The organism is Prevotella pallens (assembly GCF_900454935.1).
Taxonomy (GTDB): Bacteria; Bacteroidota; Bacteroidia; order Bacteroidales; family Bacteroidaceae; genus Prevotella; species Prevotella pallens.
Genome location: NZ_UGTP01000005.1, coordinates 10,812 through 34,233 on the forward strand (window position 1 = coordinate 10,812; position 23,422 = coordinate 34,233).

General features: G+C 31.9%; 25 protein-coding genes, 1 tRNA gene and 1 CRISPR repeat array. Of the genes, 22 read left to right on the forward strand and 4 right to left on the reverse strand.

The features are described from left to right. Positions 1 to 45: 45 nt before the first annotated feature. Positions 46 to 4,569 (forward strand): type II CRISPR RNA-guided endonuclease Cas9, encoded by a 4,524-nt coding sequence (cas9, locus tag DX009_RS12155; protein ID WP_115084279.1) that lies wholly within the window; start codon positions 46 to 48, stop codon positions 4,567 to 4,569. A 33-nt stretch (positions 4,570 to 4,602) separates the two neighbouring features. Then, positions 4,603 to 4,944, forward strand: a complete 342-nt coding sequence (gene cas2, locus DX009_RS12160; protein WP_245944663.1) for a CRISPR-associated endonuclease Cas2 — start codon at positions 4,603 to 4,605, stop codon at positions 4,942 to 4,944. Between the two features lie 272 nt (positions 4,945 to 5,216). Further along, a CRISPR array of direct repeats spans positions 5,217 to 5,867; the repeat unit is 46 nt; unit sequence GTTGTTATTGAACCACAAAGATACAATTTTCTAAGCAAATCACAAC. 347 nt (positions 5,868 to 6,214) lie between these two features. On the opposite strand, the gene DX009_RS12165 is transcribed toward cas2, so the two are convergent. Genes DX009_RS12165 through DX009_RS12175 form a run of 3 tightly spaced genes read right to left on the reverse strand, consistent with a single transcriptional unit; the run spans position 6,215 to position 7,775 of the window. Then, positions 6,215 to 6,526 (reverse strand): hypothetical protein, encoded by a 312-nt coding sequence (locus tag DX009_RS12165; RefSeq protein WP_025000895.1) that lies wholly within the window; start codon positions 6,524 to 6,526, stop codon positions 6,215 to 6,217. Between the two features lie 40 nt (positions 6,527 to 6,566). Beyond that, on the reverse strand, positions 6,567 to 7,157 hold the full coding sequence (locus tag DX009_RS12170; RefSeq protein WP_112316899.1) for a hypothetical protein: 591 nt from the start codon (positions 7,155 to 7,157) through the stop codon (positions 6,567 to 6,569). Positions 7,158 to 7,193: 36 nt separating this feature from the next. Further along, a complete protein-coding gene (locus tag DX009_RS12175) occupies positions 7,194 to 7,775 on the reverse strand; it encodes a hypothetical protein (RefSeq protein WP_147278695.1) in 582 nt (193 codons plus the stop codon). 1,210 nt (positions 7,776 to 8,985) lie between these two features. Here DX009_RS12175 and DX009_RS12180 point away from each other — a divergent pair. The 16 genes from DX009_RS12180 (at position 8,986) to DX009_RS12255 (ending at position 19,450) form a co-directional block, all read left to right on the forward strand. Continuing rightward, positions 8,986 to 9,423: an Imm12 family immunity protein gene (locus DX009_RS12180; protein WP_115084281.1), complete on the forward strand. Its 438-nt coding sequence runs from the start codon at positions 8,986 to 8,988 to the stop codon at positions 9,421 to 9,423. A 75-nt stretch (positions 9,424 to 9,498) separates the two neighbouring features. Beyond that, on the forward strand, positions 9,499 to 10,359 hold the full coding sequence (locus tag DX009_RS12185) for a leucine-rich repeat domain-containing protein (protein WP_115084282.1): 861 nt from the start codon (positions 9,499 to 9,501) through the stop codon (positions 10,357 to 10,359). 64 nt (positions 10,360 to 10,423) lie between these two features. Continuing rightward, positions 10,424 to 10,852: a hypothetical protein gene (locus DX009_RS12190; RefSeq protein ID WP_115084283.1), complete on the forward strand. Its 429-nt coding sequence runs from the start codon at positions 10,424 to 10,426 to the stop codon at positions 10,850 to 10,852. Between the two features lie 148 nt (positions 10,853 to 11,000). Further along, positions 11,001 to 11,360, forward strand: coding sequence for an Imm10 family immunity protein (locus tag DX009_RS12195; RefSeq protein WP_006046188.1), 360 nt, complete (start codon positions 11,001 to 11,003; stop codon positions 11,358 to 11,360). A 155-nt stretch (positions 11,361 to 11,515) separates the two neighbouring features. Further along, positions 11,516 to 11,983 carry an Imm9 family immunity protein gene (gene imm9 / locus DX009_RS12200; RefSeq protein WP_115084284.1) on the forward strand — a complete coding sequence of 156 codons (468 nt, stop codon included), beginning with the start codon at positions 11,516 to 11,518 and terminating at the stop codon, positions 11,981 to 11,983. A gap of 78 nt (positions 11,984 to 12,061) precedes the next feature. Further along, positions 12,062 to 12,493 carry an NTF2 fold immunity protein gene (locus tag DX009_RS12205; RefSeq protein ID WP_115084285.1) on the forward strand — a complete coding sequence of 144 codons (432 nt, stop codon included), beginning with the start codon at positions 12,062 to 12,064 and terminating at the stop codon, positions 12,491 to 12,493. Between the two features lie 62 nt (positions 12,494 to 12,555). Then, on the forward strand, positions 12,556 to 13,089 hold the full coding sequence (locus tag DX009_RS12210) for an Imm15 family immunity protein (protein ID WP_006046185.1): 534 nt from the start codon (positions 12,556 to 12,558) through the stop codon (positions 13,087 to 13,089). 150 nt (positions 13,090 to 13,239) lie between these two features. Then, entirely contained in the window at positions 13,240 to 13,719 is a 480-nt protein-coding gene (locus DX009_RS12215) for an SMI1/KNR4 family protein (RefSeq protein WP_245944664.1), read from the forward strand. A 298-nt stretch (positions 13,720 to 14,017) separates the two neighbouring features. Then, positions 14,018 to 14,584 (forward strand): imm11 family protein, encoded by a 567-nt coding sequence (locus DX009_RS12220; protein WP_115084287.1) that lies wholly within the window; start codon positions 14,018 to 14,020, stop codon positions 14,582 to 14,584. A 191-nt stretch (positions 14,585 to 14,775) separates the two neighbouring features. After that, positions 14,776 to 15,183, forward strand: coding sequence for an SMI1/KNR4 family protein (locus tag DX009_RS12225; RefSeq protein ID WP_025000905.1), 408 nt, complete (start codon positions 14,776 to 14,778; stop codon positions 15,181 to 15,183). A gap of 104 nt (positions 15,184 to 15,287) precedes the next feature. Continuing rightward, positions 15,288 to 15,773: an Imm26 family immunity protein gene (locus DX009_RS12230; RefSeq protein ID WP_115084288.1), complete on the forward strand. Its 486-nt coding sequence runs from the start codon at positions 15,288 to 15,290 to the stop codon at positions 15,771 to 15,773. A gap of 47 nt (positions 15,774 to 15,820) precedes the next feature. Continuing rightward, a complete protein-coding gene (locus DX009_RS12235; protein WP_115084289.1) occupies positions 15,821 to 16,381 on the forward strand; it encodes an imm11 family protein in 561 nt (186 codons plus the stop codon). A gap of 429 nt (positions 16,382 to 16,810) precedes the next feature. Then, positions 16,811 to 17,422: a GAD-like domain-containing protein gene (locus DX009_RS12240; RefSeq protein ID WP_115084290.1), complete on the forward strand. Its 612-nt coding sequence runs from the start codon at positions 16,811 to 16,813 to the stop codon at positions 17,420 to 17,422. A 5-nt stretch (positions 17,423 to 17,427) separates the two neighbouring features. Then, the gene (locus DX009_RS12245) at positions 17,428 to 17,787 is read left to right on the forward strand and encodes a hypothetical protein (protein ID WP_115084291.1); all 360 of its coding nucleotides are present in this window, start codon (positions 17,428 to 17,430) and stop codon (positions 17,785 to 17,787) included. A gap of 269 nt (positions 17,788 to 18,056) precedes the next feature. Beyond that, complete coding sequence (locus DX009_RS12250) at positions 18,057 to 18,731, forward strand: hypothetical protein (protein ID WP_115084292.1); 675 nt, start codon at positions 18,057 to 18,059, stop codon at positions 18,729 to 18,731. A gap of 71 nt (positions 18,732 to 18,802) precedes the next feature. Beyond that, positions 18,803 to 19,450: a hypothetical protein gene (locus DX009_RS12255; protein ID WP_115084293.1), complete on the forward strand. Its 648-nt coding sequence runs from the start codon at positions 18,803 to 18,805 to the stop codon at positions 19,448 to 19,450. Between the two features lie 174 nt (positions 19,451 to 19,624). Here the strand turns inward: DX009_RS12255 and DX009_RS12260 are convergent, their stop codons facing one another. After that, complete coding sequence (locus DX009_RS12260; protein WP_115084294.1) at positions 19,625 to 20,323, reverse strand: DUF421 domain-containing protein; 699 nt, start codon at positions 20,321 to 20,323, stop codon at positions 19,625 to 19,627. A gap of 289 nt (positions 20,324 to 20,612) precedes the next feature. Between DX009_RS12260 and DX009_RS12265 the strand changes: the two genes are divergently transcribed. The 4 genes from DX009_RS12265 (at position 20,613) to DX009_RS12280 (ending at position 23,310) form a co-directional block, all read left to right on the forward strand. Next, a tRNA-Ser gene (locus DX009_RS12265) sits at positions 20,613 to 20,697 on the forward strand. 400 nt (positions 20,698 to 21,097) lie between these two features. Beyond that, positions 21,098 to 22,330: a site-specific integrase gene (locus DX009_RS12270; protein WP_115084295.1), complete on the forward strand. Its 1,233-nt coding sequence runs from the start codon at positions 21,098 to 21,100 to the stop codon at positions 22,328 to 22,330. Positions 22,331 to 22,355: 25 nt separating this feature from the next. After that, the gene (locus tag DX009_RS12275) at positions 22,356 to 22,823 is read left to right on the forward strand and encodes a DUF1896 domain-containing protein (RefSeq protein WP_115084296.1); all 468 of its coding nucleotides are present in this window, start codon (positions 22,356 to 22,358) and stop codon (positions 22,821 to 22,823) included. A gap of 139 nt (positions 22,824 to 22,962) precedes the next feature. Beyond that, the gene (locus DX009_RS12280) at positions 22,963 to 23,310 is read left to right on the forward strand and encodes a hypothetical protein (protein ID WP_115084297.1); all 348 of its coding nucleotides are present in this window, start codon (positions 22,963 to 22,965) and stop codon (positions 23,308 to 23,310) included. The last annotated feature ends 112 nt before the right edge of the window (positions 23,311 to 23,422 follow it).

The window sequence follows — 23,422 nt, forward strand, 5'->3', positions numbered from 1 at the left end:
AATTTAGGCATTTTATAATTAAAAACCAAATTAAAACAATATAAAATGAAAACAATTCTTGGATTAGACTTAGGTCCCAATAGCATAGGTTGGGCTAAAGTAGAAGTAGACGATAAAGGAAACTACTTACGAAATATTAAACTTGGCAGTCGTATTATCCCGATGGATCAAGGTATACTTGGTAAATTTGATAGTGGAGTAACGGAATCTCAAACAGCAATTCGTACAAATTTTCGAGGAGTTAGACGATTAAGAGAACGCCATTTACAACGTCGCGAGCGGTTGCACAGGGTGCTACACGCATTAAACTTTCTACCTAAACATTATGAAGATGCCATAGGGTGGGATAGAAATGAACCTGCTATCTATGGTAAATTCATTAATAATAGTGAACCAAAATTAGCTTGGGAGAGACAAGAAGATGGTTCTATGCGTTTTCTTTTTATGGAATCTTTCTATGAAATGATGGCCGATTTCGCTAAAATGCAACCATCATTAGTATCAGGAGAAAAGAAAATTCCACTTGATTGGACCATTTATTATCTGCGAAAGAAAGCATTGACACAGCAAATAAAGAAAGAAGAATTAGCTTGGATTCTGCTTAATTTCAATCAGAAGCGTGGCTATTACCAGTTGAGAGGCGAGGAAGAAGAAGATAATCCAACGAAACGTAAAGAGTATTATAAGTTGAAAGTTATTGGAGTTGAAGCCGATGGAGCACCAAAAGCAGGAAAAATCTGGTATAATATACACTTAGAAAACGGTTGGACAGCTCGTTGTCAGAGTAAAGTACCATTAGATAATTGGGTTGGGAATATAAAAGAATACATAGTAACCACAGAATATGAAGCCGATGGGGAAACACCTAAATATGATAAGGAAGGCAAAATTAAGCGTTCGTTCAAATCTCCTGAAAAAGGCGATTGGCAACTTATAAAGACCCGAACGGAGAAATTTATAGAAAGCTCTAATAAAACTGTAGGAACTTTTATATACGATCATCTTTTAAAAGAACCATTCGATAAAATTCGTGGAAAATATATTCGCACAATAGAACGCAAGTATTATAAGAATGAATTATACAAAATTTTGTGCGAGCAAGCTAAGTATCATAAAGAATTAGATAGCTTGGATACATTGAATGCTTGTGCTAAAGAACTGTATAAGAATAATCAACAGCATCAAGAGTATTTGTTGAAGAAAGATATGAAATATCTTCTTCTTGATGACTTAATATTCTATCAACGACCATTGAAGAGCAAGAAGTCGTTGATAGCCGATTGCCCGTATGAAGTATATAAGTACAATTATAAGCAGACAGGTAAAAAGGAACAGAAGAAAATAAAATGTATAGCTAAGTCTAATCCTTATTACCAAGAGTTCAGGTTGTGGCAATTTATATCCAATATTCATCTTTTCAACGTAACAGACGGTAAAGATGTTACATCGGAATATCTTAAAACGAAAGAAGATTATGTCCGTTTGTTTACTTATTTGAATGACCGGAAAGAGATAAAACAAGAAACATTATTGAAAGGTTTCTTAAAGTTGAAGAAAGAAACTATAGGTTCAGAGAAGATATATCCCATTCGTTGGAATTATATAGAAGATGCTAATAAAAGCTATCCGTGTAATACTACTCGACATGAGTTACTTCTTGCATTTGATAGAGCTGGCATACAGCGTGAATTGTTAAATGTGGAGGGGAGAGAATACAGACTTTGGCATCTGTTATATTCAATAGAATCGAAAGACAAAACAGAAAGTGCATTACGTAAATTGAAATCAAATAAAGCATTCAGCGACCTTAACATAGATGATGCTTTCGTTAATTCGTTCTTAAAAATAAAACCTTTTAAAAAAGAGTATGGAGCATATTCTGAAAAGGCAATAAAGAAGCTGTTAGCTGTTATGCGTAGAGGCAGTTTATGGAAAGAAGCTGATATTTGTGAGGCAACAAAGCAGAATATAGCCAAAATACTGCAAAACGATATTGATGAGAAGCTAAAAAAGAAAATAGAAGCGGCTGTTTCTTCATTTAATAAACTGTCAGATTTCCAAGGTTTGCCTACATGGCTTGCTTGTTATGTAGTGTATGGTCGGCACTCTGAGGCTGCGCAAATACAATGTTGGCAGTCTCCAGAAGATTTAAAAACCTATATAAACAAGTTTAAACAACACTCGCTTCGTAACCCAATAGTAGAACAATGTTTACTCGAAACACTTCGTACGGTGTACGATATATGGAAAGATGCAGGACAAATCGATGAAATCCATATAGAGTTAGGACGAAACATGAAGAGTACAGCAGAGCAACGAGCACGCAAAACAAATGAATTTCTGCGTAATGAGAATACGAATTTACGTATAAAAAATCTGTTGATGGAACTGAAAAACGATGATAAGATAGAGAACGTACGTCCTTACTCTCCCTCACAACAGGAAATATTACGTATTTACGAGGAAGGTGCCTTGCAAGAGTTGTCGAAAGAAGACGAGATGTATGAGGATATTTCAAAGATATCGAAGATGGCACAGCCTTCGCCAACGGAACTTTCACGATATAAACTGTGGCTCGAACAGAAATATCGTTCACCTTATACAGGCAGAGTAATTCCTCTTTCGAAGTTGTTTACCACAGCTTATCAGATAGAGCATATTATTCCACAAAGCCGTTATTTTGACGATTCTTTCAATAATAAAGTTATTTGTGAATCGGAAGTAAATAGTTTGAAGGATAATATGTTGGGCTATGAGTTTATTAAGGAATGTGGCGGACAGAAAGTACATTGCACATTGTTGGACGGTAATGTGGAAATATTTACTGAAGAGGAGTATAAAACTTTTGTAACCAAACATTATGTTGGTAATCCACGAAAAAAAGATAATTTATTGTTGGAAGATATTCCGCAAGAGTTCTCAGCTCGCCAACTGAATGATAGCAGATATATAAGTAAAATGGTACAGACTGTGCTTTCTAATATTGTCAGAACTAAAGACGAACAAGAAGCAATATCTAAATTTGTTGTATCATGCAATGGTATGATAACCGACAGACTAAAAAAAGATTGGGGACTAAACGATGTTTGGAATACTATAGTGTGTCCACGCTTCAAGCGACTCAACGAAATAACAAAAACAAACGCATTCGGTCATTGGGAAGATAAAGCCGGTAAACATGTCTTTCAAACCATAGTTCCATTAGAATTGCAGCGTGGGTTTAGCAAGAAACGTATCGATCATCGGCACCATGCTATGGATGCGCTTGTTATTGCGTGTGCTTCGCGCAATATTGTTAATTATCTGAACAACGAATCGGCAAATAGTCCTGAGAAGCGTGAAGACCTGCGTAAAAAGCTTTGCGATGAGAAACGCAAGATTAGAAAACCATGGAAGACCTTTACGCAAGATACTCGTGAAGCTTTAAGTGATGTAGTGGTTAGCTTTAAAAATTATGTGCGTGTTATTAATAAAGCTACCAATTACTACGAACATTATAGTTCATCTGGCAATAAAGTTATGATCTCGCAAAAAGGAAATGATATGTGGGCAATTAGGAAGCCACTACACAAAGAATCTTTCTTCGGTCATGTGAATCTCCGCAGAAAGGCTACTGTTAGCCTGAAAAAAGCTTTAGAAAATATACCTGCTATTTGCGATAAAACTCTTCGCGATTATATTAATGCTTTGGTTGAGAAGCATTTTAATACACGACAATTGTTAGCACACTTCAAAAGTATTAACTATCGTTTAAACCGAAAGCGGGTAGATAAAGTAGAAGTTTGGCAGTTCAGCGATGAAAAAATAGAGATGGTGGCAAGAAGAAAACCACTCGACACATCATTCGATGCCAAACAAATATCGTTTATTACCGATACTGGTATCCAGAAAATCTTATTAAATTATCTTCAATCGAAAGAAGGTAATGCGGAAATAGCCTTCACACCCGAAGGTATTGAAGAGATGAATAAGAATATCTCTATATATAATGATGGTAAAGCACACCAGCCGATACTGAATGTGAGAGTGGCAACACCAAAAGGAATGAAATATCCTGTGGGACAAACAGGCAATAAAGCCACTAAATTTGTAGTAGCAGAAAAGGGAACGAACCTTTATTTTGCCATCTATGAAAATGAATTAGGGGAACGTAGTTACGATACTATTCCATTAGATATAGTGATAAAGCGACTAAAAGAAGGTCAAAGTCCAGTACCACAAATCAATAAAGTAGGAATTCCACTTAAATTTTATTTATCACCTAACGATTTGGTGTATGTCCCAACCAAAGAAAATGAAGATGAATTATGTAGAGATAGAATTTATAAATTCGTAGATTCAAGTGGTACAACTGCCAATTTCGTCCCTCACACATCGGCTAATACTATTTATAATGTAGATAAAGAATATGCAAAAAAATACTGTAATGGTGCTGTTATTCTGAATGAGTATGGACTTGGTAGCCCGCAGTCAAAGAACCAAAAAGATTTGGATGGAGAAATGATTAAGGAAATTTGCTGGAAACTTAAGGTAGATCGCTTGGGGAATATCATCAAAGTTATCAAGTAATGATGTTTCTATATTATACGTTATTATTCTCTTATGTTAGAAAATTATCGTTTCAATGAATATCGTGTTATGTGGATTCTCGTGTTTTTCGATTTACCGACTGAAACTAAGAAAGATAAAAAGGCTTACACTAACTTTCGCCAATTTTTAGTGAAAGATGGCTTTACTATGTTTCAATTCTCTATTTATGTACGCCATTGTGCGAGTATGGAGAATGCCGAAGTTCACATAAAACGTATTCGAGCTCATCTTCCTCGTTATGGAGAAGTAGGTATATTGTATATTACCGACAAGCAATTTGCCAATATTCAATTATTTTCTGGTGAAAAACCTAAGCCACCCAATGCACCCGGACAACAATTAGAACTGTTCTAAGTTAGTTTATATAGAAGTAAAAAGAGGGTGTGTCAAAACTCGTTTTCAGCTAAAGACAGCTATCATTTTGTAAAGAATAACCGTTACCAAAGAGTTAATAACTCTATGATAACGGTTACTTTAATATTTATGAGGGAGTGAAACTGTTAATATGAAAGGAAGCTTTTCTGAATTCTTAGTTTTGACACACCCCCTTTCCCTTTGTGGCTTCATTTTTATTTTCTTTCAATAACTCTATATATCTCTGAATATCAAGTATATATTGATAATCAGTTGTTATTGAACCACAAAGATACAATTTTCTAAGCAAATCACAACAAAGCGAAGTAATTCCTTTACACCTAACAGTTGTTATTGAACCACAAAGATACAATTTTCTAAGCAAATCACAACGCCTATTCAAAGGATGCGAAAAAAGTTTATGTTGTTATTGAACCACAAAGATACAATTTTCTAAGCAAATCACAACGCAACGTCAATGCGGTAATATTAAGCGATAGTTGTTATTGAACCACAAAGATACAATTTTCTAAGCAAATCACAACATGCAAGTAAGGGCAGTGATGAGAAATACAGTTGTTATTGAACCACAAAGATACAATTTTCTAAGCAAATCACAACACATACCCCAACACGTAATCTGTTATCTCGTTGTTATTGAACCACAAAGATACAATTTTCTAAGCAAATCACAACGGCTGCACTTGTGTAGCTTGCATTGGTGCAGTTGTTATTGAACCACAAAGATACAATTTTCTAAGCAAATCACAACACACTTTGGGAAGTATCTATTTTCAAGAGGGTTGTTATTGAACCACAAAAATACAATTTTCTAAGCAAATCACAACAGTCATTCGGAATTTCCTCCATTATTTCTGTTGTTATTGACCCACAAAGATACAATTTTCTAAGCAAATCACAACTGTATTGTGTTAAACAAAATGAATGACAATGTTGGAAATCAAAGAGCGAACAGCAAAAAGTACATTGCGTATATATAAGAATAACATATTTTTTTGGAGTAGGAGAGTAGCTTACACTGTAGGAACCCCCAATTATGAGGTCTGAAACTGGTTTAAATGTTTTAAATGTAATTTCACCAATCTCGTTAATAATCGTATTTGGACGATAGGCTTCGGCATATTTACACTCATATAAGGTAACATTTTCATTCCAAAGAAAACGATATACACGAGCGTTAAAGGTTTTTCCGATACTGCTACCGAATATATTTTTTCTAAAAAAATAACAGCTTGGGAATAATGTAAAACTACTTTTCTAACATTAATAGCAATTCTTCTTTTGAACTGTTATAAGGCGGTTTCCATACTTTTTCTTCTTGTTCTATTATTTCATCGTATTCTTCGTTTGATAATTGTTTTTCCATTGCAATCTGAAGAATATATCTTATATGTGCTAATTGGTCTAGAGTTTTATTCTCTCTAAAACCCAATAACAGTGCTAAAGCTGTCTCTTCTTTACCATAGAAACCAGATCCAATTTTATCTATATAGCCTATTGTTGTATCAAGAATGGACAATATCTCTTTATATTCTTGTTTGTTTAATACTAAGTTACTCATTTGCTTATAATGTTTTACAATACTTTGTTGTTGCTAAAATTTAATTCAACGTTGTTATATTAAAGTTGTATTGTTCGTCTTCACGCGGATCGTTATAACTGGTAAACTCATCAGTATGTTCAAAGTTAAAACCATAACCATAAATGGTGCTATTGTCGGGCATTATTCTTTTTTTATAACCAGATATAGCCACACGATATTTGCCTTTTTCGAGTTTTATTCTGAATCCTTTATATAATGTTTCACCATCTAAAGTCTGATAAGACAAACTTTCTAATGTTGGATTCTTAAACTGGCTTATTTTAAAATTTGCTAAGCTCCCTAAAGAACCAATCCAAATGTTATTATCTTCAACATTTAGGTTAAAAGCATCATAGGTAAAAACTTTATTCCAATGGTCTTTTATAAATTCATCACTACCTATCAGAATTTCATAATCTATTGAATTGATGGGCACAATAGGAATCCATACCCCTTTCTTTAATGATTCTATATATAATTCAGAATTATCCTGAAAGACTTTCAAGATATTTTTACTCTTTATTTGTTTACTTGTAAGAAACCTCTTTAAAGTTTCTATACAAACAACATAAATACCATAACTTTCGACTGATAGTGTTCTTTTTTCCATAATTTATTTTTTGTAGAATAATTATATTACTTATAATTAAATACTACAGACTTCTATTAAATCCTTTTCTATTATTAGTTTGTGTTCAATTAGCTTTTCTGTTATTTCTTGGGAAGCAAATAAACAATAGTCTTGTTCAAAATCAAATCCGAACTCTAAATTGCTTCTATAAAAAGTATTTGGTTTCAGTTTTTGACACACATCGGCATCAATATACAGAGGAACACTACCATAAATACCCATATACGAACCGCACTCATTGCATTTATTTTCAAATTCAATGGGACGTTTTGCCTCGTTAAGCATAATTTGTTGAGAACATTCTATCAGATAAAAGCCTTTACTTTTAGGTATAGAATAGAACATAAGCCCTTGCCAATTTGATATTTCATACAAATCTTTAAATTTTTGCGATACCATTTTAAAGCCATCATAACTTCCTGATAAATGATATTTCTTTCTTTTTATCTTATATGTAGGCAAAAGTTCTTCTATAAGACTTCTTTTATTCAAAATCATCTTGCAAGTAGGGCAGGTTATATACTTGTGTCTGTCTACTTTGCTAACATTTAACAAATAACTGTCATTATCATAAAATTGCAGCTCAAAGTATTTCATAATTAACATTCTGTATTTTTTAATTCAGTATCTGTATTTTTTATCTATATGCCCTGCCAATTCCATATTTTTCAAAATCTGTTTAGAAAATTCTCACATATATTTAGGGTCAGAATGATGTACATACGTAGCACTTAATTCGAATATATAAACCTCCATATTTAAATTTTTAACGAAAGTATATAGTTATACGCTGTAAAACAGAAATGTACAACTGCAAATGTAGCTATTTACTCTGATTCTTCGTTATTTTATTATCAAAATTTCTTTATTTTGAATATTTTTTATCCTCTTACCATATTTATATTTCTTTGGTTGTAAAATTATCTAACGATAAGTGAAACCTTTACTCTCACCCATTATTCAATAGCCTTTTCTATTTCAGAGAGAGAAAAATTCTACAGAAAAATAAAGAGGTATGAATCTTTTTCAATTAGTTAATTATGCTAAGGCTTACACTAATGAATTACACAAATTTCAACTTGTTTTAGTAAAAACCACAAAAATAATGAACTTATAATATGCACCACCAAAAAACTTATTTATTTTATGGTGTCTTGGATTGCAAAAAAAAGTGGAATTACCTACATAAAAACAATTCTGCAAAGATTTATATGCAAATAGAGTTTTACCAGATAGCTACAGCTAAGAAATTTATTATTAAAAAATAAAAAATTATAATTATAAATTTTATTTTTATAATAACAAATTCGGGTGTTTATTATTAATTTTTTTCTAACCCATAATATCCATTTCCAAACCATATATTTTCTTATTAGTATAAGACCCCATACTATATTGTTTCTTCTCTCAAACAGTGTCTCTGTAAGGAATATAATATCAAGCATATCCATGACAAACATTTACATCTGCAGATGCAAGGAAAGATAGAACGATATTACATATAGATGAAAAATGTAATTAAGCTAAATCATTATTTCTGTTTCTCTGAACAGGAATGTGTATTTAGAGCAAGGGGAGAAAATTAAGAAGATAAGAGAAACAATAAAGCAAAATTCAATTAACAAAAGAATTTTTAATAATGAAAGAATGAAATATGAGAAATAAATAACTACTTTTGCAGTTGTACGCTTTTGTTGTCAGCTCCTTTAAATTATGAAGGTTGGGCTGGAAGCAAAAAAGATGAAACGTTAACTAATAAGGAGATGCTATTAAGACAGCAAATTATTGACATTTAATTGTTTGACAGATGGAAATTATTGTAAGTTCTGTAATAGGCGGGCAATTAAAGCCTGAAATTGAAATGGAGAAAAACCTGCATCAAATAATAATTGAAATGAGGAAAAATCTAAAAAAGCAGTTTTTAAATATTTCCTTTGAAGGACTTGCCAAAATAAAAATCAATTTATACATAAGTGGCGATGTTTCAGAATATAGTTCCAAATCGGGAATAACAAAATGTAGATACTTTCAGAAAAAGAATGAGTTAGTTTCCGAATTTTGCATTGATAGATATTATTGGAATTCTGAACCAATGCTCGATACGAAAAAGAAATTTCTATTATTTTTAGAGAGTTCGTTTATAAATTTAGGGATTTTGATTAAGGAAAAACTAAAATCTAAAGGATATAAATTTGATAGTGAGATGTTTAAAGAAATAGCTTTAAAAAGTTTAATAGCACTATAGAATGGACAACGACAATGAATATTACAACAAAAGTGCACAAAACCAAAATAATAACCAAAAAACGGAAGTAAAGAAATGGAATTAGATAAAACAATTAGAGAAAATTTAGATGGGGAATATTTAACAATCCACGTGGAAAATTTTAAAGAAGGTGTGGAATATGCTGCCCAAAAAAAGTTACAACAAATACATTTAATAGGTGGTAGGGCAAAAAATGTTATTGTTGACTTTAAGGAACTTAACAAATTGTCTGAAACGTTGCAAGATATATCTTTCATTCAAGATATTGGAAACGTGATTAATTTTGAATCTATTTACAATCTCAAAGAAATGAGAAAGATATATATTCATGATAAACAGAAGTTTACATTCGATGTCTCGCGATTTACAAAGCTCCAACATTTAGGTGGTGATTATTGGAATGGATTAATTAATTTAGACAAGGCTTATTCTTTAACATCTTTGGTAATTTGTAAGTATCCTTTTCCAAACTTAGTACAATTTTCTGCATTGCGAAACCTTGAAGTTCTACATATTTATGGTTCAAAAATCCAGAATTTAGATGGTGTGGAGAAACTTTCAATTAGAGAACTTTCTCTTGCGAGAAATAATAAACTTGACGACATACATAAAATTAATGAAGTTTCCAGTTTAGAAAATTTGGAGATTGAATGTTGTAAGAAACTTTTAGATTTCTCATTTCTTAAAGATAACTCCTATATTGAGGATTTATTTATTGACAAACTGGACTCTATTGATTTTGTAGAATCTATGCCTAATCTAAAGAAAATAAACTTTTGGAATTGTAAGGACGGAAATATGACTCCATTATTAAAGTCGCAGTCGTTAGAAGATGTGAACTTTTATCCTAATAAGAGACATTATACACATACTCTTAAAGAAATAGAAGAAATAAGGCAAAAGAAAGATAAATAATGTGGGACTAGTTCTTTTATGAGGCATTGGAAGATGCTACACAACAATTAATAAAATCATTAGTATGCTAAGTAAAGCCATAATTAATTATTTAAAAGAAAATAATTTTTATCTAGAAAAAGAAGAAAAAAACTATACAAAAGCTCTTTTAGATTTGGGAATAAACCTAAACTCTGATTTGGCATATTTCTGTTTACATACAACGGAAATGAGTTTTAAAGGGAGGATTGGTAATATTGATAATATTTGTTGGTATTTAATATACTCAACGTATGCTCAAAGAATAGAATCTTTGCAATGCTTTTTAGGTTTACCAAAAGAGTATATTCCATTAGATAGCTTTGAAACAGAGGGCGGTTTTTTCTACAATCGGGAAACAGGAGAAGTTTTGGAACTTGAACTTGGACAGAAATTAATTGATTTTCAAAATGGAAAACTCCAACCACAGTGGCAAAGTTTTAATTCTTTCTTGGAATGGTTTTTCGAATTATGAGGCTTTTAGCATGGCTTACTTAGGCTTTAGCAAACACCTTTTGGTTGTTAAGTAGCGATATTCAGAAAAATTTTTAAACAAATGTTTGTCAGTATTATATAAAAACAAGAAGTTACACCCTAAGAATATACCCTAAAAACTATATATTATGTTTAAATTAGAATTTAAAGCAAAAACTATTGTAGCAACAAAGAATAGCAAAGACAACTATTATATGGTTGGTTTTGCAGATGATAAATATAATTATAAGAATTATATATTGTTTCAAAGACCAATTATGTTAGATAATGATGACGATCCAGAGGCTGACTTAAACGGATTATATGCTGAATGTAATGGTGATATATGTTATAATGCTTGTAAGTCTGTGCGAATAACAAATAAAAGTTGCGTATTTATAGTTCAAGATAGTACAATCATCGTAGATATAGAAAATATAAAAATAAATAAACGTTTTATAGAATATAGCAAGTGTATCTTTAAAGACTTGTTGGTTCTTGATATTTAACCCATTTTGTTTCTATTATTAAGTGCAATATTTTTGTGTTTAAGGAACGTAAGGAGAGAAAAATGGTAGAGTAGGGGCATAAACTGCCTTTAAATCGGGAAAAAGATAAACGTTATAAACCAAATAAAGGCGGTCATTAATAATATGGAATAATTATGGATGATAAAGTTAAAGTGTTGCTAAAGATTGAGATTCCTCGACTAAACGAGGATGTTGATATTGCTTCTATACGGAAAATATTAAGTGAATATGTAAAATCTCTTATTCCTCGGATCAATATTCAAGATTTAAAGGATTGGAGTCTTTTAATATGGGTAGCTTACCGGTCTACAAATGGAATCGGCGTTTTTAAACGAGCAAGACGTTACCCTTCAGATAAAGAATTTGAAATTTCGATTTCTGTTACTATTCCAGATGATAATCAGGCTTCGTATGGTCTTTCCAAAGTAAAAGAAGCATTCTACACACCACTGAGTGATAAAAGTTTTTATAGCTTAGAATTTAACTTTGAAGACTACAACAGTTTATACGAATACATTCTTAACAGTTCTAAACATGCAATAGATTTGGCCTTTATAAAAGGTATTACATGTAATGGCAAAAAGATTAAGTTTCAAAAATAAGGGGGTATGACGTAGTTGCAACCAATGGAAATAAAATGAATTCAAAACAATTTAGTAATTAACATTAGAATTAAAATTATGGATACATCTATTGAAGATACTATTAAAGAGAGATTTGTCTCATTCTATAAGGCTATGAATTATTGGTACCTTTATTGTAATAATTTGGAAGATGACGAAACTCTCACCGATTTAGAGATTACAAATAAACAAAAAGAGGAGATTAAGGCTATTTTTGATAAATATTGCACAAAAAAGGAAAGAAAAAATGGACTTCCAAATGTTATATCGTTTGAGGTTTTTTCTTCTGAAGATGACTTTCCTAAGATGACAATTACCAGTGTAAATATTGATATGAAAAAAAGAATTGCTATTCTTGAAGTGGAAATAGAAGATGCCCTTAATTCGAAATATCAATATATTTTAAAAAAATGTAGAGAAGAGTGGTTAATTGACTCTCGAAAGAGATATAGTAACTGGAAAAAGAAGTGGATAATAGAGGGGTTATAAAGTTGTTTATCAAAAATATAATATGCAAGTCATAAAGAGACTTTTTGAAACAAGAAAAAGTAATGATTAAGAGAACACAGTTGAAAAATATGATGAAGAGTATATATGAAAACATATATACCAATAAACAATTGAATGAGATATCAAATATGGTGTTTCGTTCAAATTTATCTGAGGAAATACCAATAATAGACAGGTATGAAAGGATAAATGTTTTACAAGAGAGTATTGCACGTGAAGATTTTTCAGTGTGTCTGCTTAATTGTTCCTTATTCTTACTATACAATCTGAAACTTCACTTAAAACATTCTTTAAATAATATAGAGGCAGACAACTTATTTTTATGTATTACAGTGGTAAATCCTGTAGACGAGATAAACGATGTTGGATTTTCTGTACCAAATATTCTTATTAGCACAAAACTTGTGGCAAATTGTTTGACACAAGATAAAGCTATTAATCTAAAAGAGGAGAAATATTTAGGTGGAATGTATAGAACAATAGTTGATGAAAATATGTTTGCATGTTACAAAGTTATTACTCCAGATAAGTATGGGGATATTATTAGATATTATATTGTTCCCAAACTATGGTAAACTTTACAACTGTAAAGGCTTCTTTAACTTTATATCTTTCCGCTGCCAGTTAGGAAAGTATGAAGACATTGTAAAAGAAATTGGTAACTATTAACTATAAACTTTATTATGTTTTTTAAGAAACTATCGAAATATGAAGTATTAGAAAAGATGGAACAGAGAAAGATAGAACTTCGAAAAATAGATAAACTACCATCTTTATTAGACAAGTTCTACCTGTCTTTCGTTTCAAAATACGAAGGTATAGAGATTACGCCAGACATTGAAGTGTTTGGATATGAGAAAGCTTTATGCGAGAACCGCTATTTGACAGCTAATTATGGAAATATAAGTAAGAAAGTTTGGATAATTGGCACTTCTGGACAAGGCGATGAATGGTTTATAAACAGAGAAAACAACTTAATTTTATTCTACGATCATAATCAAGGAGAATATTCTAATATTAGCCAATTCAAATGTTTAAACATTTCGTTTTGTAGTTTTCTACAAATGGCTTTTTTATATCAAGACTTAGAAAAGTTGTTGGACAAACAAAACTCTATTGATAAACCATTGATAGATAATTTTATTAATGAAGTTAATTCCATTCACCCCTATTTATATACAACTTACCCTTATAAGTATTTCTGATAATAATAAGGTATGGAAGCAGAAACTTAATATCTTCGGTAGAAGAGTAGGGGCAACAATAATTCTTTCTTCATTCCGTTTACCATTAAGGTCAGTACATTATGAGGTTAAATTAAATGGAAAGCCTCATACTGAATATAATGCTTTAATGAAACAAAAGTTAGATGATTTACTTCAACGGTACAAATATAGAAGAATGAATACTTGAACGGACAAGAAAAGAATTATTGATTCTCGAACATAATACGAGAATGGGATTGAACAATGCAAGAAATAGTAGTCATTAAATTGTGTTTTTATGTGGTATTTTTTAACAACAGTAGTAAATAAAAAAGATACGCTTATAGAGCTGAATGGTTCTTATGACAAGATGGCAAAATACTTTTTCTCTGATATTGAGGATAAGAGGTATTTTGAAAATGTAAAATTCAGTGGAATAGCTCAAAAAGGATTCACACATAAACTACTTTCTCAAACAGATTATTTAATAAATGCCCGTTTTGGTGGTATTCCTGTGTTTTCAGAAAGATTTATAGAGAGAACAAGGCTATATCTGTCCGATAAAATTAGTTTTTACCCATGTCAGATACTACTGAACAATAAATCTTATAACTTTTTTCTATGCAGAATAAAGCAAATTATGCCTGTGATTGATTATGAAAAATCTGGTTATAGAATTCTATCAGATGGAAATAAAATAGTAGATGAACCTATTATTATTAAAGAAAATGTTGATGAAGAGTTGTTAATAGTACGAGATTCTACATATAAATCTAAAATTATAGTAAGCAATTTGTTTAAAAAGATTGTTGAAAAAGAACAATTGAATGTTGGTTTTTATAATACCTCCCAGTCATTTTGGTAATATCTTATTCTATAGCTGAATAAAATTAGAAATATTTGCAATACCTCTCTAAATAAAAAATGGGCTGGAGTTAATACAAAACGGAATAGATTTAAACAATTGCGAAAGGAATTTTGTTAGTACAGACCAAAGCTGGTACTAAAGAAAAGATAATTCGCATTATTAGAATATAAATACTTCAACATAACTAAATGGAAAAGAGTACAATAGAAAAAATCAACGATTTCTTCGCAAATAATATGATTGCAAAAGGAACACCATCTAATTTAGATGAAATAGCCCATGCAGAGAAAGAATTAGGCATTAAGTTTGATAAAGATTATGTTTATTTCTTGCTTAACTTTGGAGGGTCTCTAATAAAAAATAAAGAAATATATGGTCTCCACAATTCCGAACTGATGGGAGAAGATTCAATAATTAGTTTAACCAAAAGATTTCGGGAAGAAGGAAATGAACATTTAGACTGGCTTATTATAGGAACTGATTATGCAGGAAATCCAATTGGAATAAGTAAAGAAGGAAAAGTTTTACTACAAGATTACGATAATGGTGAATTAAATGTTCTTGCCGAGTCTTTTGAAGATTATATTCTTAAATAAGCACATCAATTAATCAATAAAATTCTTTCAGACATAATTGAACAGATGCAAGAGAAAAGAGTTTTGAAGCACAGAATATAAGAATATTAAATATAATTAGAATTATGAAAAAAATTATTGTTTATCCAGGAGAAATATTTTGTATTCCATTGTTTATGTCCAAAGACGATTGGGATTTAAAAATGAAATTATCTGATGAAGATTTAGATAAAGAATTTGCATTTGGAAGAGTTATAGAGACAAGTTCTTCGGTTTTGGTAGAGATATTCAAAAAAATAGGTTCTGCTAAAACAAGTATAGACGAAATAGTAAACTCTGGTATTTTGTTTTCTCCACTACTAATATTTTGGGATGGTGTTGTAAAAAAAAGATGGCGAATAATTGGCAAAACAGAAAACTACGATAAATATAAGCATTCAAATTACGATAACTTAAAAATGATATTCGGAGTAGATGGTGATTTTCGATTAAGACATTTTTCCACAAAAAAAGAGACACCAATAACAAGAGAAGAATTTAACGGATATCAATTTTCAATAGTTTGGTTTCCTATCGATTTAGAGAAAAGAATATTAAAGGCTATTGAGTAGAACCCAAATTATGTTTGCGGAAATGTGAAATTAAATGCTATTAAATTATGTATTATCAGTTAAGCGAGTTTTATAAAAGGGATATATACCTTCAATATGCAGAAGAAAATAGTATCCAATATAATGCCTTTGAAAAAGGAGAACGTATAGAAATAAAAAGTGAAATATTCTATAAAGTAGACAAGATAGATAATTATTTGAATAACTATGATGTTTTGCCAACATTTGGAACACCGTTAGTAAGTTCAAAGTTCGTAAAGTTGTTCAAAGAATATGAGGAAGATGTTCAATTTTTAAGAGCAAATATAAACGATATAGATGGAAACACAAACAGGAACTTTTACATTCCAAATATTCTTAAGATAGTTCCTTGTTTAGATGAGGAAAAATCGGTCGTTGAAACTAAAAAATATGGTTCTGCTATTATAAAAGTAATAAAACAATTATATATCGTCCCGAATTCAATTCAGAACTCTTTAATGGTAAGAATGAAAGAAAAGACCTCGTACATTATTGTTACAGAACAATTTAAAAAGCTTTGTGAATCTGCTAATTTAAAAGGAATAAACCTTATAGAAGAAGGCGCATCAATTTATACAAACATCTAATAAAATAGTAGCAAAATAATACTCATAAGAAAAGTTTGATTTCGCTAATTAATTGATTTTAAACTATAAAGACACGAAAAACATATAGCTCTCACAAACAACTTTTAAAACAATATATCCTTATACCGAATTCAAATAAAAAAAATAATTTTTATAATTATAATTTCCAGTTTTTATAATTATAAAAATTATTTTTTTTATTATTATTTTTGTTGAAGAAACAATATGTATGGTTTATAACAAAAAAACTATTTCTTTAAACATATCATTATCAAAGTTATTCTGAGTTTAACTTTGTCTAAGATATATTCCTCTTAAATGTATTTTTATGCAACTTAAAGAAAAGAACATTTAAATATAAAATAAAGAGAAATAAGAAAAAAATAACTATATTTGCAACTGTACACATTTCAACAAAAAGATAAGGTTATGGCACGATTAACATTCGACGAAAGAAATAAAAATAACTACACCAAGTATAGCGATGTATCTATTAAAACAATCAATAAATATAAAGGATTACTACCGGAAGAACTGCTAAACATCTGGCAAAATATGGGCTTTGGTATTTTCGAAGATGGTTTTATACAGTTGGTTAATCCAGATGAGTACGAATTCGTATTCGATTACATTGATAAATTGTTAGAACCTTCTATAGTATTTGGTATTACGGCTTTAGGCGATTTGTTAATTTGGGAAGGAAATAAAAACTGGACAGTTGCACCTGATGAGGGAAATAGAATTTTGTTTATAAATATAAGAAAATGTACAAGCGAAATTTTAGGAGATATGGATTTTCTTTTAAACTTTACTTTAGGAGATGAAACGGCTATTAAAGACAAGGAATACTTTAACTCTCTACCTTATTTAAATATTAAAGGGAAATTACCAGCTTTACAATATGGACAGTGCTATGGTTATGTTCCAGCTTTGGCATTGGGAGGTAAAGCATCTAATAAAAATATGCAAGTTGTAGATGCAAAAACATATATAAACATAATAGGACAAGCAGTTGGTAAAATTATAGATTTATCGGAATAAAAAATATGGATAAAGAAGAACGAATAAATCAGATTACTAAACAGATAAAAATACTGGAGCGAGTACCACGCAATAAGCGAATAGAGGTGTTTAATCGTGGTGCAAAAAATATTTATGTAGTGGGCAGTATTTTATTGTTGATAGTTCTTTGGGGCGTAATTTTTGGACAAACAATTCTTGATATGGAACCACTTTGGCAACTGAATAAAGGACTTATGAGAAATACTTGGAACATTATTGGTAATCTTTTCTTTCCCGTATTCTTGCCATGTATATTCATTATTGGAATTCCAATAGAAATTCGCAATTACATAATCAAACGAATTGTAGAAAAAGAGTATCCACTAAAACCAGAAAAGAAGTAGTAAGCAATGAAATAAAAAGCATATAGTAAACGATATGTGTATTGTACTTTTCTATCTAATTTGCAATTCATATTGTTCTAAATAACTATATAAAGGCACACGACAATTAACTTAAAAACAAAGGAAAGGAATTTAGACAATAAAAGAACGAAGAATCAGAAAAAATAACTACATTTGCAGCTGTAATTTTATATATGGTTCACGGCTTAAACAAGACGGTAAATCTTTTATAAATTTCTTTTTATGTAGCTGAAAATATCTATAATTGTATGCTTCAAGCTCTATTAAATAATAAACTTAAGGATTCGTTTAAAGATCCATATTTTAGACCTTCGGAAGATACTTTAACATCTTCTGTAATAGGTCTTATGCAGTACCTTCCAAATGAAGTTATATGGAAGTTGCTTAGTCAGGCATGTGGTATGAAATCAAATTTAACTTTGAATCTTGGTAACATAATTAGCTTTCATTTTTGGGCAAGATGGAATGCTTTGGGAACAAGTAATTCTAATTTCGTAGAACCTGATGTTTGGATTGAAACTGACAAATATGATATAATCATTGAAGCAAAGAAACATGACAGTTTGGTCTTGCAAAATAAAGACCAATGGAAAAAAGAGTTGAAAGCATTATGCAATGAAAGATTAGAAGACACTAATAAAAAAATATTGTTTATTGCGCTTGGTGGAAATGAATCTTTGTATAACGATACTGTAGAAGTTGATGGTCAAAGTTATACTATTTATACTGCAAGTTGGTATAACCTTCTTCACGCAACTATAAATTATAGAGAAGAATGCCAGGATTCAAGAATTATCAGAGTGATGAATGATCTTATCAGTGCTTTTACTATCCACCGAATATATCATGTGAATTGGCTAAAAACGCTTCATAGAAAACAGATGAAAAACAGTACAATACAGATTATTAAAAGCAATTTATAATTTGACAATTATATGATTTTAGGAGGTCTATATAGACCTCTTAGGACACTAAAAGATAATAAAATCAAATTATGGAAAATATTGAAGAGTTAAAAGAGGCTCTTTGTGATGTAAGAAGAGCTCATAGAATCATATATTCATATCAGGCTAGAATGTTAGACTTGATAAAATTTATTAGTGTTAAGCTGAACTATACCCGGATTGAAGGTGCTACCAAATATTTTTCTAATGATATAAGAAAAGGTCGAAGTGAATTTGCTCCACTTCAGATTTTTGAAAATATGTGGGCATGGGATTTCATCTATCCATATTTAATGGAGTATTATATTGGAGAAAAAAAGGAAGAAAATGGAGATTGGATAGCTTTAAGTATAATTCAATATTCTGATACTGGTTATTTTGAAATGGAAGGTGCTTCCCATACTAAAATCGATAGTTTTGCTTCAGAAGAGAACTCTGCATCTAAGCTTCTCTTTATTATTGAGAAGAAACCTCAGAAGGTAAAAAACTCGGTTTGGGATATTAAAAATATCGTCATGGATAAGGAGTATGCTTCTAAGAATTTTAAATTTTCAGTTCTTAACAAGAATGAATGTCGCCAAGGCTTATATTCATTTCCTATAGAACGATTCATTGATGAGAAATCTTCACTGCAAGCATTACAGGAGTTTTTGGATTTCTGTAGAAACAATGATATTGTTGATTGGAAAATGGTTTAATTAGATATTGAATCCAAATAATATAAAATTCCATAACGCCGATTATGATAAATAGTATATAAACTCTTTCTTCCAATCTTTAATCTCAACTGCACAAAAAACAGAAATCTACATTGTTGAATATATCCATCAATGTAGATTTCTGTTTGATATTTCTTTTCAGAATAAATGTATTTATACTACGTGGCTACTATCGTCTATAGAAACTTCTTCTTCACCACGTTTTACTTCGCCAGCGTATGTTACAAAATAGAAACCCTTACGAGGTGTCCATTCCATACAAAAGAGTTCTGTTGGCGATTTAAATCCGTTACGTATAATATTTTCCAGCACCCACGATTTTGATAGATTACATTGTGCAAGAGTACTTTCTATTATTGCTCCATTATTTACTAATAAAAATGATGGCGCAGTATGATTTGGTGAAAGAACAGTTACGGCACCATTGGTCTCAAAGATAACATCTTCAGTATCGAACATAGAGAAAATTCCCTTCTGTCGTAACAATAATCTGAACTGTTCCATTTCAAGACTATTTCGTTTGAAATTCTTAAAATTTATTGCACCATCTTTTACAAGATAAACACTCTCCCCTTTTATGAAATGGCGTAAGCGCGACGACCGCATAGCGAAACGAACAAGCATATTGAATAGCGTCCACACGGTTAAAGCAAAGAGAATATGCCATATTGACATATCGGGATTGTATAAAACACCACCGACTAAAGCACCAATAACAAATGCACTTACAGTGTCAAGTGGAGTAATCTGTGCCATTTGCGCCTTTCCTGCTATACGCAGAAATACTAATATACCAATCATACCCGTAACAAGCTTTAGGGCAATGGCAATGTAAGGTTGTACTAAATCCATAATATGCTATCTTTATTATTATTTTAGGAGACAAATTTACATATAAAATTAATAATACCTAATGTCTTTTATCTCATATTTTACATGTTTTTATATTCATTAATATCTTTTCATATTTTATGTTATTATTCGAACAATAAATGCGAAGAGCTACTACCCTACCCCGTTAAAAAATATTTAAATAGAAAAATATCTTATTTTTTTTCTTTTATTCCAAAAAAACATTATACCTTTGCACTCGCAATTGAGACAATACACTTGTTTAAGTTGCAAAATGGTAATCACCATTGGAGAGATGGTAGAGTGGTCGATTACAACGGTCTTGAAAACCGTCGTGCTGAGAGGCACCGGGGGTTCGAATCCCTCTCTCTCCGCTTTAGGTACTCTGAACAGACCAACAGAGAAATCCTAACAAAAACGTAAGTATCATAGCTACAAGTAGTTATGATACTTTTCTTTTATATCTATTCTTCTTATCAGAGTACGTACAGAGGGGGTAAATACTCCCTAAATACTCTACAATGGCTACAATCTGGCTACACTTTTTGAGGCAAAATAAAAATTGTAGCCAAGAGTTCGTACAGAGTACGCATAGAGTACACGCAAATTGTTGTTATTCAAATAAATATGTCGAACTTTGCAGCGTGGTTACAGAAGTTTATCCTGCTAATAATTCAATCTTTTGGCTACAATTCTATCAGAAGCTGGCTACAATTATTGAATTTTGGCTACAACTTTCCTTGCCATGGCTACAATTAAACAACAGCAGCGCAAATGAAAACCATTTTCAGAGCAGTCTTCTATTTAAGAAGCAACTATGTGAACAAGGAGGGTAAAACTCCCGTGATGTTGAGAATCTATCTCAACAACGAACGACTTTCCATTGGCTCAACAGGTATTGCCGTTCAGCAGTCGCAATGGGATAGTGAAAAAGAACGGCTGAAAGGAAGGACTACAGAGGCTCTTTCTACTAATCTCGAGTTAGATAACATCCAAAGTGGATTGCAGACCATCTTCAAAAAGTTGGAAATGACAGATGCCATTTCTTTGGAACGTATCAAGTCGGAGTATCTCGGCAAGAAAGAAGAGGTAGAAACAATGATGACACTCTTCGATAAGCACAACAAAGATATTGCCAAGCAAGTGGGCATATCTGTAAGTGCTGCCACTTTTCAGAAATATAATGTCTGCAAACGACACTTCACAACTTTCTTGCAGGATAAGTACAAACGTTCGGACATACGCTTGTCTGAACTCACCTATATCATCATACACGATTTTGATATTTATCTTCGCACAGTAGTTGGTCAGAACCCAAATACAGCTACCAAGACAATGAAGACTTTCAAGACAATTACGATTTTAGGCAGAAAAATGGGGGTAATCCATCATGATCCTTTTCTTAATCATCGTTTTCACCTTGAGCCAGTCAATCGTGGTTTCTTAACAGATGAAGAGATTTTGAAGATAGCTAATAAGAACCTGGGCATACAACGTTTGGAATTAGTTCGTGATTTATTCGTATTCTCGTGCTTCACAGGTTTGGCGTACATTGATGTGGCCAACCTTACTCCCGAGAACATTGTGACCCTTGACGACAAACAATGGATAATGACAAAACGACAAAAGACGAGTGTTGCAACAAATGTTCTTTTATTGGATATTCCAAAGAATATCATCGAAAAGTATAGTGGCAAGACCTATCGTAATGGTAAACTATTCCCAATGCTAACTAATCAGCGAACCAATTCATATCTGAAGGAAATTGCAGATATTTGTGGCATTAAAAAGGACCTAACCTTTCACATGGCTCGCCACACATTTGCAACAATGTCATTGAGTAAAGGTGTTTCTATGGAATCAGTTTCTAAGATGCTGGGACATACCAACATTAAAACTACACAAATTTATGCCCGTATAACCAATAAGAAAATAGAACACGATATGGAACAGTTGGCAGGCAAGTTAGACAAGTTCAATGTTGCTATGGGCATCAACTCAAAATAATGTATAACACTAAACCAAGAAGATTATGACAACAACAAAGAAAGAGCTTTCCTACTTCCGTTTGAAGTTGGAAGCGTATCTCGGAGAGCATTTTCCAGAGAGAGTGAATGAAAATACGTTTATAACTGCTCGCGCAGATGAAGCATTGACAATTTACTGCGATGCTATAGCACAAGGTTTTTCTCACCCAGAGGCGGAGACGATGGCAAGCGAAGTTCTGTATCAAGGACTGCATTTCTCCAAGTACGATACGCTTGTGTCTGTCTTAGAGAATGAGTTCGAGAAAGAACTGCCTTCTCCTCTTCCTGAAAGACTAACACCAATGCTTCTGAAGAATAAGGCTGTGCAAAGTGTTTTCGACAAGTATGAGCTGACGGACGACTTTGGTGCAAGTCCAGAGTATGAGAAACTCTACACCGAACTGACAGGGACAATCGTTCTGCTCATTGAGGTCAATGGTCTGCCAACTGTCGATAGTGAGAACATGACTTGATGTAATACCATCGGGAGCTTTTGTAGTTTCAAGAGCCAAGATAACTATTCTTCCCCACACACCAAGAGTTTAGGCAAACACTTGGCTTTGTGAGGCAGAATATCTTGTAACTGCTCTTGAAACTATTAAAAGCCCCGATATGAATACAATCATCATGAATCAAGATGTCCACACACCTGCCTTCATCAAGGCAGACGCATCGAACAAAACCGATAATATCAAGCAGCAGCCGACTTCTCCCAAGCAAGTCCGTCGCTTCGGTTGGACACGCTTCATCGAACTCGCTATCCTGCTTTCCGTCGTTATCGGTGCCATTTGGCTCATCTCGAAGATGGTAACGCCGCAAGTCGTAACTGTCGTGTCAGTCATTGCAGGTTTTCTGATACTACGCTTTATAGTCAGGGTAATTCTAAAAGTGACAATTACGCTGCTGAGCATTCTCTTCTGGCTGGCAATTCTCTGTGCCATCCTGCTTTGCGTGCTTTGAGAAGCACGGCTCTGCAATACCTTTCATTTATCGTTCATTAGGTGGTTATCTCACATTTTGAGATAGCCACCTTTTCTATTTTCCACTACAGGCGTTGCACTTTTGCTTCTTT